This window comes from Gordonia sp. SGD-V-85, assembly GCF_001456905.1.
GTDB classification, from domain to species: domain Bacteria; phylum Actinomycetota; class Actinomycetes; order Mycobacteriales; family Mycobacteriaceae; genus Gordonia; species Gordonia hongkongensis.
Genome location: NZ_LNQO01000009.1, coordinates 89,292 through 105,309 on the forward strand (window position 1 = coordinate 89,292; position 16,018 = coordinate 105,309).

At 68.7% G+C, this 16,018-nt stretch carries 12 protein-coding genes; 1 reads left to right on the forward strand and 11 read right to left on the reverse strand.

Annotated features, from left to right (window positions below):
- Window positions 1-72 precede the first annotated feature (72 nt).
- From AS181_RS12645 to hpf, 8 genes are all read right to left on the reverse strand, one after another.
- Complete coding sequence (locus AS181_RS12645) at window positions 73-1,416, reverse strand: fatty acid desaturase family protein (protein WP_058251936.1); 1,344 nt, start codon at window positions 1,414-1,416, stop codon at window positions 73-75.
- Window positions 1,417-1,648: 232 nt separating this feature from the next.
- Complete coding sequence (locus AS181_RS12650) at window positions 1,649-2,791, reverse strand: GNAT family N-acetyltransferase (RefSeq protein ID WP_091344369.1); 1,143 nt, start codon at window positions 2,789-2,791, stop codon at window positions 1,649-1,651.
- Between the two features lie 82 nt (window positions 2,792-2,873).
- Window positions 2,874-3,989: a ferredoxin reductase gene (locus AS181_RS12655; RefSeq protein ID WP_058251937.1), complete on the reverse strand. Its 1,116-nt coding sequence runs from the start codon at window positions 3,987-3,989 to the stop codon at window positions 2,874-2,876.
- A 76-nt stretch (window positions 3,990-4,065) separates the two neighbouring features.
- Window positions 4,066-4,632 (reverse strand): DUF6912 family protein, encoded by a 567-nt coding sequence (locus tag AS181_RS12660; RefSeq protein WP_058251938.1) that lies wholly within the window; start codon window positions 4,630-4,632, stop codon window positions 4,066-4,068.
- Between the two features lie 66 nt (window positions 4,633-4,698).
- Window positions 4,699-6,189, reverse strand: a complete 1,491-nt coding sequence (locus AS181_RS12665) for a wax ester/triacylglycerol synthase domain-containing protein (RefSeq protein WP_058251939.1) — start codon at window positions 6,187-6,189, stop codon at window positions 4,699-4,701.
- A gap of 55 nt (window positions 6,190-6,244) precedes the next feature.
- Window positions 6,245-6,766 carry an Rv3235 family protein gene (locus AS181_RS12670; RefSeq protein ID WP_319005263.1) on the reverse strand — a complete coding sequence of 174 codons (522 nt, stop codon included), beginning with the start codon at window positions 6,764-6,766 and terminating at the stop codon, window positions 6,245-6,247.
- A 263-nt stretch (window positions 6,767-7,029) separates the two neighbouring features.
- Window positions 7,030-9,858: a preprotein translocase subunit SecA gene (secA, locus tag AS181_RS12675; protein ID WP_058251941.1), complete on the reverse strand. Its 2,829-nt coding sequence runs from the start codon at window positions 9,856-9,858 to the stop codon at window positions 7,030-7,032.
- A gap of 152 nt (window positions 9,859-10,010) precedes the next feature.
- Window positions 10,011-10,832, reverse strand: a complete 822-nt coding sequence (hpf, locus tag AS181_RS12680; protein ID WP_058251942.1) for a ribosome hibernation-promoting factor, HPF/YfiA family — start codon at window positions 10,830-10,832, stop codon at window positions 10,011-10,013.
- Window positions 10,833-11,227: 395 nt separating this feature from the next.
- Between hpf and AS181_RS12685 the strand changes: the two genes are divergently transcribed.
- A complete protein-coding gene (locus tag AS181_RS12685; protein WP_058252023.1) occupies window positions 11,228-11,857 on the forward strand; it encodes a ComF family protein in 630 nt (209 codons plus the stop codon).
- A 17-nt stretch (window positions 11,858-11,874) separates the two neighbouring features.
- Here the strand turns inward: AS181_RS12685 and lpqB are convergent, their stop codons facing one another.
- From lpqB to mtrA, 3 genes are read right to left on the reverse strand one after another with little or no spacing between them, the layout of a single operon-like run.
- Window positions 11,875-13,623 carry an MtrAB system accessory lipoprotein LpqB gene (lpqB, locus tag AS181_RS12690; RefSeq protein WP_058251943.1) on the reverse strand — a complete coding sequence of 583 codons (1,749 nt, stop codon included), beginning with the start codon at window positions 13,621-13,623 and terminating at the stop codon, window positions 11,875-11,877.
- Window positions 13,620-15,293 carry an MtrAB system histidine kinase MtrB gene (gene mtrB / locus AS181_RS12695; protein ID WP_058251944.1) on the reverse strand — a complete coding sequence of 558 codons (1,674 nt, stop codon included), beginning with the start codon at window positions 15,291-15,293 and terminating at the stop codon, window positions 13,620-13,622. Before mtrB ends, lpqB begins: the two co-directional genes overlap by 4 nt.
- The gene (gene mtrA, locus AS181_RS12700; RefSeq protein ID WP_091344371.1) at window positions 15,290-15,976 is read right to left on the reverse strand and encodes an MtrAB system response regulator MtrA; all 687 of its coding nucleotides are present in this window, start codon (window positions 15,974-15,976) and stop codon (window positions 15,290-15,292) included. Before mtrA ends, mtrB begins: the two co-directional genes overlap by 4 nt.
- Window positions 15,977-16,018 lie beyond the last annotated feature (42 nt).

A 16,018-nucleotide genomic window follows, 5' to 3' on the forward strand; every position in this document is an offset into this window, starting at 1 on the left:
TGCGCCTCATTATGCCCCTGTCGGGGCCACTGCCTTGGTCTCGATGTGTGCCGGCCGTCTGACCTGCGCCGATCAGGCGGCCTGCTCGTCGGAGCGGGCGGCCGACGCATCGACACCGATTCGGGAACGAAGCGAGCGGAGCGAACCCTGGTCTCGCCGCCGGGAGCGGAGCGACGCGATGGCCGAACGCAACCCACGACGCGTGCCGGTCGTCTCGTCGATCGTCGCCCGCAGACGCGCACCCTCGGGCAGGCCCTGTTTGAAGCGGCGTTCGGAGGCGGTCTCGGGTGCGTCGTCCGCGGTCGCCGACAGGTACTTGTCCGGCAGCGAGAGCTTGGCGATGGTCCGCCACGCCTTCGCGTACTGCACCGGGAACGGACCCGAGGTGTACGGGAGGTCGTACTTGTCGCACAGCGCGCGCACACGTACCGCGATCTCGGCGTACCGGTTGCTCGGGAGATCGGGGAAGATGTGGTGCTCGATCTGGTACGACAGGTTCCCGCTCATGAAGGCCAGCGGGAATCCGGCGTCGAAGTTGGCGCTGCCGAGCATCTGGCGCAGATACCACTCCGCCTGCGTCTCGTTGTCGATGTCCTGCTTGGTGAACTTCTCCGCGCCGTCCGGGAAGTGACCGCAGAAGATGACTGCGTTGCTCCACACGTTGCGGATGACGTTGCCGAGCGCGGTCGCGGTCGCGGCCTTGGCATACGCTCGGCCGTAGCCGACCTTGTGCCCCGTCGTGGCGCTGACCAGCGCGGGATAGGCGAGATAGTCCTTGGCGACCTGCTTGCCGATCTTCGACAGGACCTCGTTGCGATTGCGCCGGAACTCTTCCTGGGCCTCCGGGGTCTTGCGTTTCTTGCCCAGCTCGAGGTGCTGCACGGCGACCCCGTACTGGAAGGCGAGCGCGAGAATCGTGTTGTAGACGAGATTTCCGTAGTTGAACGGACGCCACCGCTGATCGCGCGTGACGCGCAGCAGTCCGTAGCCCACATCGTCGTCCATGCCCAGCACGTTCGTGTACTTGTGATGGATGTAGTTGTGCGTGTGCTTCCAGTGCGCCGACGGGTCGGTGTTGTCCCACTCCCAGGTGGTGCTGTGTACCTCCGGGTCGTTCATCCAGTCCCACTGCCCGTGCATCACGTTGTGCCCGAGCTCCATGTTCTCGACGATCTTCGCGACGCCGAGGGCGCACGCACCCGCCCACCAGGCCGACTTCCGAGTCGAACCGAACAGCAGGGCGCGGCCGGTGACCTCCAGCCCGCGCTGGAATCGGATCGTGTTGCGCAGGTACCGCGCATCCCGCTCACCACGGTCGGCTTCGATGTCGGCGCGGATCGCGTCGAGTTCGGCTCCCAGTGCGGCCACGTCGGACTCGGTCAGGTGCGCGTATTCGGGGATGTCAGAGATCGCCATACGTGTGGTTCCCTTCGCCGGTGGTCGGTCGATGGCGCGACTTCGAGGTGCGCGTGTCGACCACTGCCTAAGCCTACGTTTCCGTAACTTACGCAAGCGTAGGTTGGCGACGGCGTCGTGTCCAGTGAGTGTGACGAACCGGGACTCAACCGATCAACGGAACGGGTTCCGTGCCGGCGAGGAAGCTGCACAATCGACGCGAGACAGTGGATGGTCGACGGGGCGGGACTAGTCAGTCCTTGCGGTCGGCCTCGTAGTCGTCGCGGAACAGCTCGAATCCCACGAGGTCCTCGAAGACGCCGTCGGACCGGGCGGCGAGTTTCTGTGTGCCGAACTCGCGGAAGCCGGCGATGCGGGCGAGCTTCTTGCTGCCCTCGTTGCTGTCGGCGGCGAAGAGGGTGAGGCGGCGGAACCCCAGCTTGTCGAAGGCGTACCGGACCGCAGCCGGAAATGCTTCGCCCAGAACGCCTTTGCCGCGGGCCTCGGGGTGCGTGTAGAAACCCGCCTCGGCGCCGGTGACCTCGTCGATGTGCAGCAGGGTGATGTCGCCCAGGTAGTCGTCGGTCTCGCGATCCGCCACCGCCCAGGTGCATGTCGTGCCCTGCGCGGCCGTCCACCACTTGCGGAGGCGTTCGGCCGCAGCGTGTTCGAGTTCCAGCGGATCGGGGCGCGCGAACAGGTACTTGCGCGACACCGGGTCGTCGAGCGTCTCCCGGATGCGCGGGTCGTCGGTCTCCGCGAGCGGCCGCAGGCGGAACCGCTCGGTCTCGAAAACGTCTGTCCGCCAATCGGTCTTGGGATGCTGAGGATCGCCTGCGTGCAGCGATCCGACCCAGGCGTCGCGGATGTGACCGCGGACCTCGATGCCGTTGGGAACCGCGGCGTCAAGACGGAAACCGCAGGAGTGGGCCACCCGCAGCGCGTCGATGTTGCCGGCGACGGTCGTCCATCGGACGACCTCTTTGTCCGCTTCGGAGAATGCGTAGTTGACGGCCAGCAGGACGGCGCGCTTCATCACGCCCCACCCGCGGGCGTCGGGGTGCAGGTCGTAGCTGAGTCGGGTGAGCGGTCCCTCGCCCTCGATGTCGACGGTGCCGACGAACCGGCCGTCGAATTCGACGGCCCACAACATCCGGGTGCCCTTCGCCCAGCTGCGCGGCGCGTAGTCGAGGGCGAAGCGCTCGGCTGCCGCACGACTGTACGGTGCCGGGATCGGGGTCCATCGCATCATGACCGGATCCGCCGCGAGTTCGACCATCCGGTCGAGGTCGTGGGGCTCATGCGGCCGCAGGGTGACGCCTCCGTCACTCAGGACGGGGATCTCGCTGGGGGCCGGGGCCTCAGCGGTCACTGGTGCCTTCGCCGGCGTTTCCACAGAACAGATTCCTCTCGCCACGCACGTCGTTCACCCTACCGGCTCACCGATGCGCGCGAGCCACACGAGACGAAGACGCTGCTCAGACGGCGAGGGTGCAGTCCCCCGCCGCGGCGGAAACACAGGTCTGGATGCGCTCGCCCTCGACGTGTTCGACGCCCGAACGCAGGTCGCGCACGCATCCCTTGTCGAGCATGACCACGCAGCTCTGGCAGATCCCCATCCGGCATCCGAACGGCATCATCGCGCCCGCGGTCTCCCCCGCCTCGAGCAACGTGGTCGCACCGTCGACGACCGCCGACTTCCCGGACCGCGAGAACGTGACGGTGCCGCCCTGGGCCCCGACGACGCCGCGTTCGAGGGCGAACCGCTCGATGTGCAACTGCTCGGTCAGGTGCGCCTCCGCGTAGAGGCGCTGCAGGCCGTCGAGGAACCCGGCGGGTCCGCACGCCCAGGTCTGACGTTCGCGCCAGTCGGCGCAGAGGGACGGCAGCGCGTCGGGAGTGATCTGCCCGTCGGTTCGCGTGTACTGCACGTGCAGGTCGACGACGCCGCTGTCCGCCAGGTCCCGGAGTTCGTCGGCGAAGAGCAGATCGGCCGGCGTGGGCGTCGAGTGCACGAGTGTGATGTCGGTGCGCTGGTCGCGGTGTCGTGCGGTGCGCAGCATCGAGATGATGGGCGTGAGTCCGCTTCCGGCGGTCACGAAGAGAACCTTCGCCGGCAACGGGTCCGGCAGCACGAACTCCCCGCGCGGTGCGGCGAGACGGACGACCGTGCCGGGCTGGAGACCGTTCACCAGGTGACTGGACAAGAAGCCCTCGGGCATCGCCTTGACCGTGATCGAGATCGTCTTGTCGTTCGCCGACGAGTCGGGGGTCGAGGTCAGCGAATAGGAACGCCACGCCCAGCGGCCCTCCATCAGGACGCCGATGCCGATGTATTGACCCGGGGCGTAGTCGAACGAGAAGCCCCAACCGGGCCGGATGCGGATCGTCGCGGTGTCCTCGGTCTCCTTGGTCACCGAGACGACCTTGCCCCGCAGCTCGCGGGCCGACCACAACGGATTCGCCAGGTGGAGATAGTCGTCGGGCAGGAGCGGCGTCGTGATCCGGGTGAGCGCGGCGCGGGCCCACTGCGAGCCGCGGCTGCGGGCCGCGACGCCGGAAACCGGTTCCTCGAACCTCTCGAGCAAACCCATCTCACTTACCGCCTTCGACGTCGGGGAACGTGTCGGAGCCACCATAACCTACGCAACCGTAGGTTAGTGGTTCGGTTCAGAGCAGCTCGAGGAGGAACGGCAGTTCCTGAGTCGCGTACCACGCGAGATCGAAGTCCTCGACGTCGCCGACCGCGAGTTCGGCATCGAGGTCACCCATGTCGGCGGCGTCGATGACCACCACGGCCGCACGGACCTTCGGCTCCGCCTCGGCGACGTCGACATGCACCGACGCGATCGCCGACACCGGGACGGGCCCGGCGATCTTGACCACCGCGTCGTCCAGGTCGGGACGCAGTGTCACGTCCTCCACGTCGGCCGCGACGACCACGCGCCGGGGCGGCAGACGCGGGGTGTCCGCGGAGTCGGTGACCGCCTCGTCGGCGACCAGTTCGGACTCGGACTCGCGGTCGCCGGCCTCCGGGGCCTCCCCGGCGAGCAGGCGCAACGACGCACGCGCGGCCTCGCGCAGCGCGACCTCGGACAGCTCCTCGTCGTCCCCGGAGACGAAGGCCTCACGCAGCGCGGGCGTCAGGGCGAATCCCGTGCCGCCCAGCGGACGGAACTCGCCGTCGGTATCGAGCCGCAACAGCATCGCCAACGTCGCCGGCAGGTACACCCTCATTCGTCAACTACTCCCGTTCGGCCAGCGGTAGGGCTGGGTCAGCTCTTCTGGGTCAGCTCTTCTGGGTCAACTCTTCTGGGTCAACTCTTCGTGGGACTCGAAGACGTAGTCGGCCATCGCGGGCAGATCGGCGATGACTCCGCGGTCGGCGACGAAGGCGAAGTGCAGATGGTCACGGTACTCGACGACGCTGATCGCCAGCGCACGCTGCGACACGAGGGTGGGAATCGAGAAGACCTGGCGCACCGGTGCGCCGAGGACGAAACGGTCCGGCACCGGCGACGTGCTCATCGCCACCGGCACGTTGTACGCACGGCTGTTCAGCGACCGGAACGCCCGAGAGCTGATCTCCGGGAACGGCACCACACCCAGTTCGGGGAAGAGCGGGCTGGGACCGAGAGTCATCCGGCGCGGCGACTGCGCATATCGGTCGGCCAGGCCGGCCACCTGCGCCAGCCGAACGGCCGGATTACTCTCCCCCACCGGCAGATCGGTGACGAAACTCGGTTTGCCGACCCCGATCCACCCGGGTTCCGGCTCGGCCGTGCGCTCGACACCCGGGTCGCGTGCTGACAGCGGCACGACGACCCGCACGGTGTCGGCAGGGACCTCGGCCGGATCGAACGACAGCATCCACTTGCGCATGACGCCGGAGATGATGGCCAGCTCGACGTCGTTGATGGTGCAACCGTGATGCTCGGCGACCTTTGCGCACCCCCGTCGCGGCAGTGCGACGGTGGTGAAGGACCGGGTGGTGGTGCCCGCGTTGTTCAACGGACTGCGTGGCGCCGAATCGGTCAGTTGCGACACCACGTCCCCCACGCGCCGCACGGTCGTGCCGACGGCGGACCGCATCTCGGACACGATTCCGTTGCCGTGGAGCACCGTGTCCACGAGGTCGCCCGGACGCGCGAGCGCCTCGGCGAGGGCACCGGCGACGAGATGGGTGCCGCCCGGCGGCCTGCCCGGCATCCACAACTCCTCCGGCAGCGGTTCCGCTGTCTCGGTGTCGTCGCAGATGACCTCACTGATCTCCCGGCTGCCCGCATCATCGATGAGGCATCGGTGCGACTTGGTCAGGATCGCGAGTCGGCCGTCGGCGAGACCCTCGATGAGATACATCTCCCAGAGCGGTCGCGTGCGGTCGAGCGGCCGCGACATCACCCGGGCGACGAGTTCGTCGACGTCGACGGCTCCACCGGGCCGCGGCAGACCCGCGCGACGGATGTGGAAGTTGATGTCGAAGTCGGGGTCGTCGACCCAGACCGGGCGCGCGAGCCCGAGCGTCACCTCGCGGACGACCTGGCGATACCGCGGGATGAGTTGAAGGCGGTTCTCGACCAGCGAGACCAGACCCGCGTAGTCGAGCGTCGACTGCCGGGACGCTCGCCTGGCCGCGTCGGACGCTTCGGATCCGGTGTCGCCCGATTCGGCGTTCTCCGAGGTCGCCTGCGCGGCCGCGGGATCGACGATCAGCAACGCCCCGAGGTGGGTCGTGGACCGCGAATCGTCGAGGAAGTAGTACATCGCGTCGCGGGGCGACAGACGGGTGACCACGACGCCGATCGTAGCCGTCGACGCGGATTTCCGTGGTCTGCGCAGGAGCTACCCGTCAGCCGAACTCGAGGGCCACCAGCTGCCACCGGTATTCCACTCGACCCAACGATCGCCGGCCTGGGTCCGCGGCGCCACGGACCCGGATCGGCTTGCGCTCGATGCGGCCCGCGAACGCCCGGGTCCGCCCACCCCCCTCGTACGAGCCGAACACTTCTGCGGCGCTGGGATCGCACACCTGGACGTGCACGCGCCGCAGCACATTCCCGGTCGACATCTGCGCCACCGGCGTCGATACGGTCCCCGGCGTCCCGGTTCCGGTCGACTCCGGAATCCGAAAGGCGTCGTGCCGGACGAGGGCTGCGACCTGGTCGGCGATCGCCGGCGACACGACGTCGCCGAGGTGCGCGACCGAGCGACGCCGATCGACCACCTCGAACAGCAGCCGGGACACCGCAACGGTGAAGCGGCGGGCCTCGGCCGCGGCGACCGCGGTCTTGCGCGCCGAACCGGCACCCGGAGCCGACCCCGGGAACGGCCGGATGGCCGTCGGAGTCGCGAGGCCGTGCGGTGCTGCCACCACCGGACCGGCGGGCTCGTACGGCGGCGCCGGACGAACCCGGACCCGCGGTGTCTGCTGCGACGGCCGCGATCCGTGCGGCCGCGACGTGCTCGTGGGTGCGAGTTCAGGACCCGCCAGGAGTGGACGCATGGGATTTGGACGCACGGGGCGGCGTCCCGGTTCCATCGAATCCGAGAAAAACGTCGACGGTCGGTCCCGGACATCTCCGGGACCGACCGTCGGCGGTCACTGCTGGTGGCGGCACCCGCTTGGGGCGCCGGTCAGCGGCGCTGCTTCTTGGACTTCGGCGGCTTCGGCCGGGACCCCTTGGTGGTGGCGCGGGCCGCGGCGCGGCGCTCGCGACGGCTGGCGGATTCCGCGGCGCCCGAGAGCTCCTCCTCCTCGGAGTGCACGACCGTACCGCCGCCCTCGCCCGGGCCCGAGTATGTGACCGCCGCGTCCGCCGACTGAGTCGGGGCCCGCAGGGCGGCCGGGGCCTGAGCACCGGAGTCGGCGGCCGGAGCGGGAGCGGGCACCGGTGCCGGGGCACCCGCGCCCACGGCCGCGCGCAGGTCGGCAGCACTCGGGAGCGGTTGCTCGGCCGCCGGCTGCTGTGTCTGCACCTGCGCGTTGAACAGGATGCTCAGCGTCTCTTCCTTCAAGCCCTCGAGCATGCCGTGGAACATGTCGAAGCCCTCGCGCTGGTACTCGACGACCGGGTCACGCTGGGCCATCGAACGCAGGTGGATGCCCTCGCGCAGGTAGTCCATCTCGTACAGGTGGTCGCGCCACTTGCGGTCGAGCACGCTCAGCAACACGCTCCGTTCGAGCTGTCGCATCGCGCCCTCGCCGGCGATCGCGTCGATCTGCTTCTCACGGGTGTCGTACGCGGCGCGCGCGTCGGCGACGAGCTTCTCGCGCAGCTCGTCGGCCGAGATGTCATCGCGCTCACCGTATTCGGACTCACCGACGACATCCTTCGGATCGAGCTCGATCGGGTACAGCGCACGCAGTGCGGTCCACAGCTCGTCGAGATCCCAGTCCTCGGCGTAACCCTCGGCGGTCGCACCGTCGACGTAGGCCCCGACGACGTCGTCGACCATCTGCTTGACCTGCTCGTGGTGATCCTCGCCCTCGAGGATGGTGCGGCGCTCGGCGTAGATGACCTTGCGCTGCTCGTTCATCACCTCGTCGTACTTGAGCACGTTCTTGCGCATCTCGAAGTTCTGCTGCTCGACCTGCGTCTGCGCGCTGCGGATCGCCTTGGTCACCATCTTCGCCTCGATGGGGACGTCGTCGGGCAGCCGGTTCATGATCGCCTCGAGCGCACCGCCGTTGAATCGACGCATGAGCTCGTCGGCGACCGACAGGTAGAACCGCGACTCACCCGGGTCGCCCTGGCGGCCGGAACGGCCGCGCAGCTGGTTGTCGATACGGCGTGACTCGTGGCGTTCGGTGCCCAGCACGTACAGACCGCCGGCCGCGCGGACCTCCTCGGCCTCCTTCGCGGCGTCGGTGCGGGCGACCTCGATGGCCTCGTCCCACGCGGCCTCGTACTCGTCGGGGGTCTGCACCGGGTCGAGACCGGCCTTGCGAAGCCGGGTGTCGGCGATGATGTCGGGGTTGCCGCCGAGCACGACGTCGGTACCGCGACCGGCCATGTTGGTGGCCACGGTGACCGCGCCGAGCCGACCCGCCTCGGCGATGATCTGCGCTTCCTGCTCGTGGAACTTCGCATTCAGGACGCTGTGCGGGATCTCGCGCTTCTTGAGCTGGCGGGAGAGGTATTCCGAACGCTCGACGCTGGTCGTACCGATCAGGACAGGCTGACCCGTCGCATGGCGCTCGGTGACGTCGTCGACGACCGCGGCGAACTTCGCCTCCTCGGTCTTGTAGATCAGGTCACCCTGGTCCTTGCGGATCATCGGCTTGTTGGTCGGGATCGGCAGCACCCCGAGCTTGTAGATCTGGTCGAACTCGGCGGCCTCGGTCTCGGCGGTACCGGTCATCCCGGACAGCTTCTCGTAGAGGCGGAAGTAGTTCTGCAGTGTGATCGTGGCGAGCGTCTGGTTCTCGGCCTTGATCTCGACGCCCTCTTTCGCCTCGATGGCCTGGTGCAGGCCCTCGTTGAAGCGACGCCCGTCGAGCACGCGGCCGGTGAACTCGTCGACGATCATGACGTTGCCGTTGCGGACGATGTAGTCCTTGTCGCGCTGGAACAGCTCCTTGACCTTGATCGCGTTGTTCAGGTAGCTGACCAGGGGCGAGTTGGCGGCCTCGTAGAGGTTGTCGATGCCGAGGCGGTCCTCGACGAACTCGACGCCGGCCTCGTGGACACCGACGGTCTTCTTCTTGATGTCGACCTCGTAGTGCACGTCGCGCTCGAGCAGCGGGGCGATCCGCGCGAACTCGGTGTACCACTTGCTCGACCCCTCGGCGGGGCCGGAGATGATCAACGGGGTACGGGCCTCGTCGACGAGGATCGAGTCGACCTCGTCGACGATCGCGTACGAGTGGCCGCGCTGGACGAGGTCCTCGAGCGAGTGCGCCATGTTGTCGCGCAGGTAGTCGAAGCCGAATTCGTTGTTCGTGCCGTAGGTGATGTCGGCGGCGTAGGCCTCGCGCCGCGCGGCCGAGCTCATGCCGGTGAGGATGACGGCGGTGTCGAGACCGAGGAACCGGTGCACGCGGCCCATCCACTCGGAGTCGCGCTTGGCCAGGTAGTCGTTGACGGTGACCACGTGCACGCCGTCGCCGGAGAGCGCGTTGAGGTAGGCCGGGAGCACACAGGTGAGCGTCTTGCCCTCACCGGTCTTCATCTCGGCGATGTTCCCGTAGTGCAGCGCCGCCCCGCCCATGATCTGCACGTGGAAGTGCTTCTGGTCGAGCACTCGCCACGCCGCCTCGCGGGCGACCGCGAAGGCCTCGGGCAGCAGCTCGTCGAGCGACGCCCCGTCGGCGATGCGCTCTTTGAACTCGTCTGTCTTGGCACGCAACTCGGCGTCGGTCAACGCCTCGACGTCATCGGACAGCGTCTCGACGTGCGATGCGATCGCATCGAGTCGCTTGACCATGCGGCCTTCGCCGACACGCAACAGCTTGTTCAGCACCGTGGATCGAGTCCCTCACCTGTAGAAAACACACGGAATCCGGCCCGCGCGAACGCACAGACCGGATCCCATGGTACCGAGGTGAGCTGAGCAGACCCTGATCGGATCGTCGGACATCGACCGGATGACCGCCTGCGGGGCCCGCTCGGGCGTCAGGTCAACCTGATGAGCCCGTAGTCGAAGGCGTGCCGGCGATAGACGACGGACGCCTTGTCGGTCTCCTTGTCGTGGAACAGGAAGAAGTCGTGGCCGACCAGTTCCATCTCGTAGAGCGCGTCGTCGACGGTCATCGGCACGGCCGTGTGCTCCTTCACGCGGACGATCTGACCGGGTGTGTATTCCTCCACGCCGTCGTCCCACTGTTCGGCGGAGTCGGCCGCCGTCGAGTTCGGATCACCGACGAAACCGTCCACGGAGAGCTGGTTGTCGCGGAGGGGCGGCGCTCCGATCTCGGTGGCTTCGGCGACCGAGAGCGGCCGACGGTTGCCGTGGTGGACACGCCGGCGGTCCTTGACGCGGCGCAGCCGGGACTCGACCTTGTCGAGCGCGTGTTCGAGGGCGGCGTAGAAGTTCTCGCCGCAGGCCTGCGCCCGGACGATCGGCCCCTTGCCCGTCGCGGTGATCTCCACCTGTTGACAGACCTTGGACTGTCTCCGGTTGCGCTCGTGGTTCAGCTCGACGTCGAATCGGTAGATGGTCGGATCGAATCGCTCGAGACGAGCGAGTTTGTCGCCGACGTAGATGCGGTAGTGGTCGGGGATCTCGACGTTGCGGCCGCTGAACACGACCTTCGCGGTGGGTTCGGCCGGCTCGTCGGCGTCCACCGTTCCCGGTGGGCGGACGAAGGCGAACTCCGGATCGTAGGAATCGTTCTCGGTTGATCGGCGGTCGGGCGCGGGACCCTCCTCCACGGTCGGCCGTGGGTCGGCGGTCTTCGGTTCGCGCTGGCCTTTGCGGTGGATGACTGTGGACATTCAACTACCTCCTGAATTGTCCCGAAGCCGGTTGAATCGCCGTGATCTGTTGTCGCACTGGCGATTCGAACGGCACCGAGGATGTGTCCATGTCAGCTGACAGCTGACACTCAAAGACAGGGGCATCACCTCCCGGCAAAAGCGGTCGTGGCCGGCACACCTCGACGGCCTCCGGCAACCTGCTGTACCCCCGACCGTAGCCGCAAGTTCCGGTATCGGCCACGTTTTGCGGCGCGGCGTCGGCATGTCGGGACGAACGGGCACGAGATCCTCCCGCGAGCACCCGTGCCCCGGTTGTGCACACCCTCGCCCACCGCCCCGCACACCTGTGCGAGGTGCACTACCGTCGGCGCGTGACGTGGCGCCGGGAGGTCTTCGAGGCGGGAGCCGATCTGATGTTCCCGATGGTCTGCGGCGGGTGCGGTCGCCCGGGTACCCGGTGGTGTCGACGATGCGAGCGCGCGTTGTCCGACGCCCCCATCGCGGCCCACCCTCGGGTCGCGCCCGGCGTCCCGGTCTGGGCGCTGGGCCGGTACCGCGGTCCGCATCGGCAGGCGATCATCGCGCTCAAGGAACACGACCGTCGCGATCTTGCCCGGCCCCTTGGCACCGCTCTCGCGCTCGGTGTCCGCGTGCTGGCCCGGTGGGGTGAGCTCCCCGACGCCGAACGGATGCTGCTGATCCCGGCACCGACCCGCCGGATGACGGCGCGGCGGCGCGGCGGGGACCCCGTCACGGCGGTGGCGGCGAACGCGGCGCCCGCACTGGGCCGACGGGTACGGGTCGCACCGCTGCTGGTGACGTCGGCGACGGCACGGGACTCCGCCGGACTCGACGCCCGGGCCCGCGCCCGGAATCTACGCGGCGCCGTCCGGCTGCGCTCCGGCGCCGTCCCGGCCCCCGGGGCGAGCGCGATCCTGGTCGACGACGTGCTGACGACCGGCGCGACCGTGACCGAATCGGTGCGCGTGCTCGCCGAGAACGGCGTCGACGTCGCGGCGGTCGTCGTGCTCGCAGCTGCCTGACGGTAGCGGCTCGGATTTCAGGGCAGGACCGGGATCGCGCCCTCGATCATCGCCGGCTCGACCTCGGTCCAGTACTGGTCGGGTTGGCCGTTGCTGCTGCCGAGTCGCAGCACACCGCGCTGATCGCCCACGTAGATCGTCGAGGCGTTGGCGACCACCGCCCGCACCGGCGGTGACACGTTGCCGCTCAGCAGGCCAACCGCCGGGGTGCCGTCGATCGACAGTTGCACGACCGGCGACTCGGGTGCCTCGCGCGCGATCATCAGCGTCGTCGGCGACGCCCAGTCCACCGAGACCGCGCGGTTGCCGATGTTGTAGGCCGCGATCCGCGGGCTGGTCAGCGAGACCTGGCCCTCGGTGTTGGTCGACAGCACCGCGAAGACGATCTGTCCGCCGACCACCAGTGCGGTGCGCACACCGTCCGGGGCCACCTGCATCTCGGTGATCGCGCCTCGCGCGACCGTCGGGATCGCCGAAGCCTCGACGGGCACGGTGGCGGTGCCGTCGTCGTCGCGTTGCCATTGGATCGGTTTGCCGTCGACGACGACCCACACGGTGTTCTCGTCGGAGCCGAACGACGGCCGGGTGATCGACGACCCGCCGACGATCGGTCCGACGTCGCCGCCGTAGTCGCCGATCACCAGTTCGAGCCTGCGCTCGGGTCCGGACAGACTCCGGACCGCGGCCACCCGCGCCCCGTTGTCGGAGATGGTCGCCGACCGCAGATCGCGCGCCGACCCGAGCGGCCCCTGCACCGGCACGGTCGCGGTGTCGGTCACCGCTCGCAACGCGCCGCCCGTGACGATGTTGAGCCCGACATCGGTGGTCGGCACAGAGTTCGGATCGAAGGCCCGCACGTCGGTGGTCTGCCATCCGGAGGCGCGTTCGGCGGCCAGCGGCGCGCCGTCGGCGTCGATGACGTAGGGCCCGGATATGTCGGCGCCGTCGAGCGTCCAGATGATCTGCGCCGCCAGCAGGTTGCGATCCCGCGCGGGGGCGCTCCCGATGCCGTCGAGATCCACACGTACGCCGCCCCCGGCGAGGCCGACGACCGGACCCCGCAGTGCGGCTCCGTTGGGGAAGCCGCTGTCCACTGCCGCCGCGAGGTCCGACGCGGGTCCCGCGATCAACCGGTTCACCAGCACGGTCGGGTCGGTCGCCTGTCCCGCGTAGAGCCAGCGCGGGTCGGGGACGAGCCGGCGCCCGGTGCGGTCGCTGTAGTACAGCGAGACCGGCCGGTAGGTGCTGTCGAACTGGTCCCGGTCGATCATCGTGCCGTTCGGCAGGGGCCCGTCGATGCGCCACTGGTCTCCCGAGCGGGTGAGGCTGATGCTGGTCTCGACCCGTCCCGAGGCCGGCAGCAGCTGACCGTCGGACTTGAGGGTCCCGACGTTGTCGCCGATGAGCCGCATCCGCACCGAGTCCTCGTTGCGTTGGTCGACGAAGGTGTTGATCTCGTCGACGATCAGCGCGTCGCCGCGGTCGTCCCACTGCTGCGAGGCGACCGAGGTCAGGAAGGCGCGCGCCGAGCGATGCGCCGAGTCGGGATCGACGGTGGACTTGAGGAAGGCCCGCACCAGGGCCTCGGGATCCATGTCGGCCTGGGGCACCGGGACGGCGTTGGTCGCGCCCTCCCGTTCGAACGATTTGATCGGCTGGGGAGACGAGTCGTTGGGGATCGCCCCGCACGCGGTGACCAGCAGCAGCGCCGCGATGCCGAGCGCCAGCGCCAGGACGGCGCGGCCGGACCGGGATGACCGCGTCATTCGGCACCCGCTCCCGGGCCCGCGGCGCGCCCACCCGTCCTGGGCGCGGATGTGCGCTGCAGGGTGCCCACCGATTTCAGGGGCAGCGGCGAACCGAGGACCTTGTGCCCGCGCACGAGCGGCAACGTCAACCGGAAGCACGCGCCCTTGCCCGGTTCACCCCACGCCTCGAGGCGCCCCTGGTGCAGGCGGGCGTCCTCGATGCTGATGGCCAGGCCGAGGCCGGTACCACCCGAACGCCGGAATCGCGACGGGTCGGATCGCCAGAACCGGTTGAACACCAGCTTCTCCTCCCCCGGCCGCAGTCCGATGCCCTGATCGCGCACGGTGATGGCCACCGCGTCACCATCCGAACGCATGGTGAGCGTCACCGGTTTCCGTTCGCCGTGATCGATGGCGTTGGCGAGCAGGTTCCGCAGGATGCGTTCGACGCGACGCGGATCGATCTCGGCCAGGACGGGTTCGGCCGGGAGATCGAGGACGAGCTCGGTGCCGGTCTCCTCGGCGAGGTGACCGACGGTGGCCAGGGCACCGTCGATCGGGATGGCCATGTCCATCCGCTCGGCGGCCAGTTCGGCCATGCCGGCGTCGTGACGCGAGATCTCCAGGAGCTCGTTGAGCAACGTCTCGAAGCGGTCGAGTTCCTTGTCCAGCAATTCCACCGACCGCTTGCGGACCGGGTCGAGATCCTCGCGGCCCTCGTAGAGCACGTCGGAGGCCATCCGCACGGTGGTCAGCGGCGTGCGCAGTTCGTGGCTGACGTCGGAGGTGAACTGCCGCTGCAGTCCGCCGAACTCCTCGAGATGGGTGATCTGCTTGGACAGGCTCTCGGCCATGTCGTTGAAGGACATCGCGAGCCGGGCCATGTCGTCCTCACCGCGGACCGGCATCCGCTCCTTCAGTCGGCCGTCGGCGAACCGCACCGCGATCCGCGACGCCGACCGCACCGGGATGACGACCTGACGCGACACGAGCCACGCGATCGCGGCCAGCAGACCGAGTAGCACGATGCTGCCCGTCAGCAGCGTGCCGCGGACGAGGTCGAGCGTGTTCTGTTCCGCGGTCAACGGGAACACCAGGTACAACTCGAGGCCGGGCACCGAGGCGTTCGTGGGACTGCCGACGATCAGCGCCGGCGCCCGACCCCCCGTCCCGTCGGGGACCTGGGTGTACTGGTAGGCCACCTGCCCGCCGCGGACCATGTCCCGCAGGTTCGACGGCACCTCGGCCGTCGGCCCGACGCCGCTCGCGACCCCGTTGTCGGAGCCGCCCGGTACCAGCAGGACGGTGTCGAAGGCACCGACGGCACCCGACGCCTGCCCGGTGTCGGCGTCCCGGTCGGTGAGCAGGGACCGCGTCTGACGCAAACGGTTCTGGACGGACATGTTGCCCGCGCCGCTCGACAGATCGCGCTCCACCGAGATGCGGGCGCGATCGATCTCCTCGGTCGCCGCCGCCAGCTTGACGTCGAGCAACCGGTCGGTGATCTGGGTGACGAGGACGAAGCCGAGAATGAGGAGAACGACGACCGACAGCACCAGCGTGGACACCACGACCCGCAACTGCAGCGAGCGCCGCCAGATGTGCCCGAAGGCACGTCCGACAGCGCCGGCGGTGCGGGTGAAGCGTCCGAGAGTGCTGTTGACCCGTCGTCGAGATCGACCGATCACGGCGGGCCGGCCTTGTAGCCGACCCCCCTCACCGTCAGGACGACCTCGGGATTCTCCGGGTCGGTTTCGACCTTCGCGCGTAACCGCTGGACATGCACGTTGACGAGTCTAGTGTCCGCCGGATGCCGGTATCCCCACACCTGTTCGAGGAGGACGTCGCGGGTGAACACCTGACGGGGCTTGCGCGCGAGCGCGACCAGCAGGTCGAACTCGAGCGGGGTCAGCGAGATCGGCACGCCGTCGCGGGTGACCTTGTGCGCGGGCACATCGATCTCCACCGGGCCGATCGACAGCAGCTCGGCCGGTTCCTCGTCGGTCCGGCGCAGGCGCGCACGCACCCGGGCGACCAGCTCCTTCGGCTTGAACGGTTTGACCATGTAGTCATCGGCGCCGGATTCCAGGCCCAGCACCACATCGACGGTGTCGGACTTCGCCGTCAGCATCACGATGGGCACACCCGAATCGGCACGCAGCACACGGCAGACGTCGATGCCGTTCATGCCGGGCAGCATGAGGTCGAGAAGCACCAGATCGGGACGGATCTCCCGGACCGCGGTCAGAGCCTGTGTGCCGTCGCCCACCACGAAGGGCTCGAAACCCTCGCCGCGCAACACGATCGTCAGCATCTCGGCGAGTGCGGCGTCGTCGTCGACGACGAGGATGCGGGGTTTCATGTTGTCAATGGTGACATCACCGTGATGAAACCGTGGTGATCGACGCGCCGG

Bases quoted from the DNA above. Each gene is read 5' to 3' on its own strand.
- AS181_RS12660 (WP_058251938.1), bottom strand. From the start codon at position 4,632: ATGAGGGTGTACCTGCCGGCGACGTTGGCGATGCTGTTGCGGCTCGAT.
- AS181_RS12655 (WP_058251937.1), bottom strand. From the start codon at position 3,989: ATGGGTTTGCTCGAGAGGTTCGAGGAACCGGTTTCCGGCGTCGCGGCC.
- hpf (WP_058251942.1), bottom strand. From the start codon at position 10,832: ATGTCCACAGTCATCCACCGCAAAGGCCAGCGCGAACCGAAGACCGCC.
- AS181_RS12645 (WP_058251936.1), bottom strand. From the start codon at position 1,416: ATGGCGATCTCTGACATCCCCGAATACGCGCACCTGACCGAGTCCGAC.
- AS181_RS12685 (WP_058252023.1), top strand. From the start codon at position 11,228: ATGTTCCCGATGGTCTGCGGCGGGTGCGGTCGCCCGGGTACCCGGTGG.
- lpqB (WP_058251943.1), bottom strand. From the start codon at position 13,623: ATGACGCGGTCATCCCGGTCCGGCCGCGCCGTCCTGGCGCTGGCGCTC.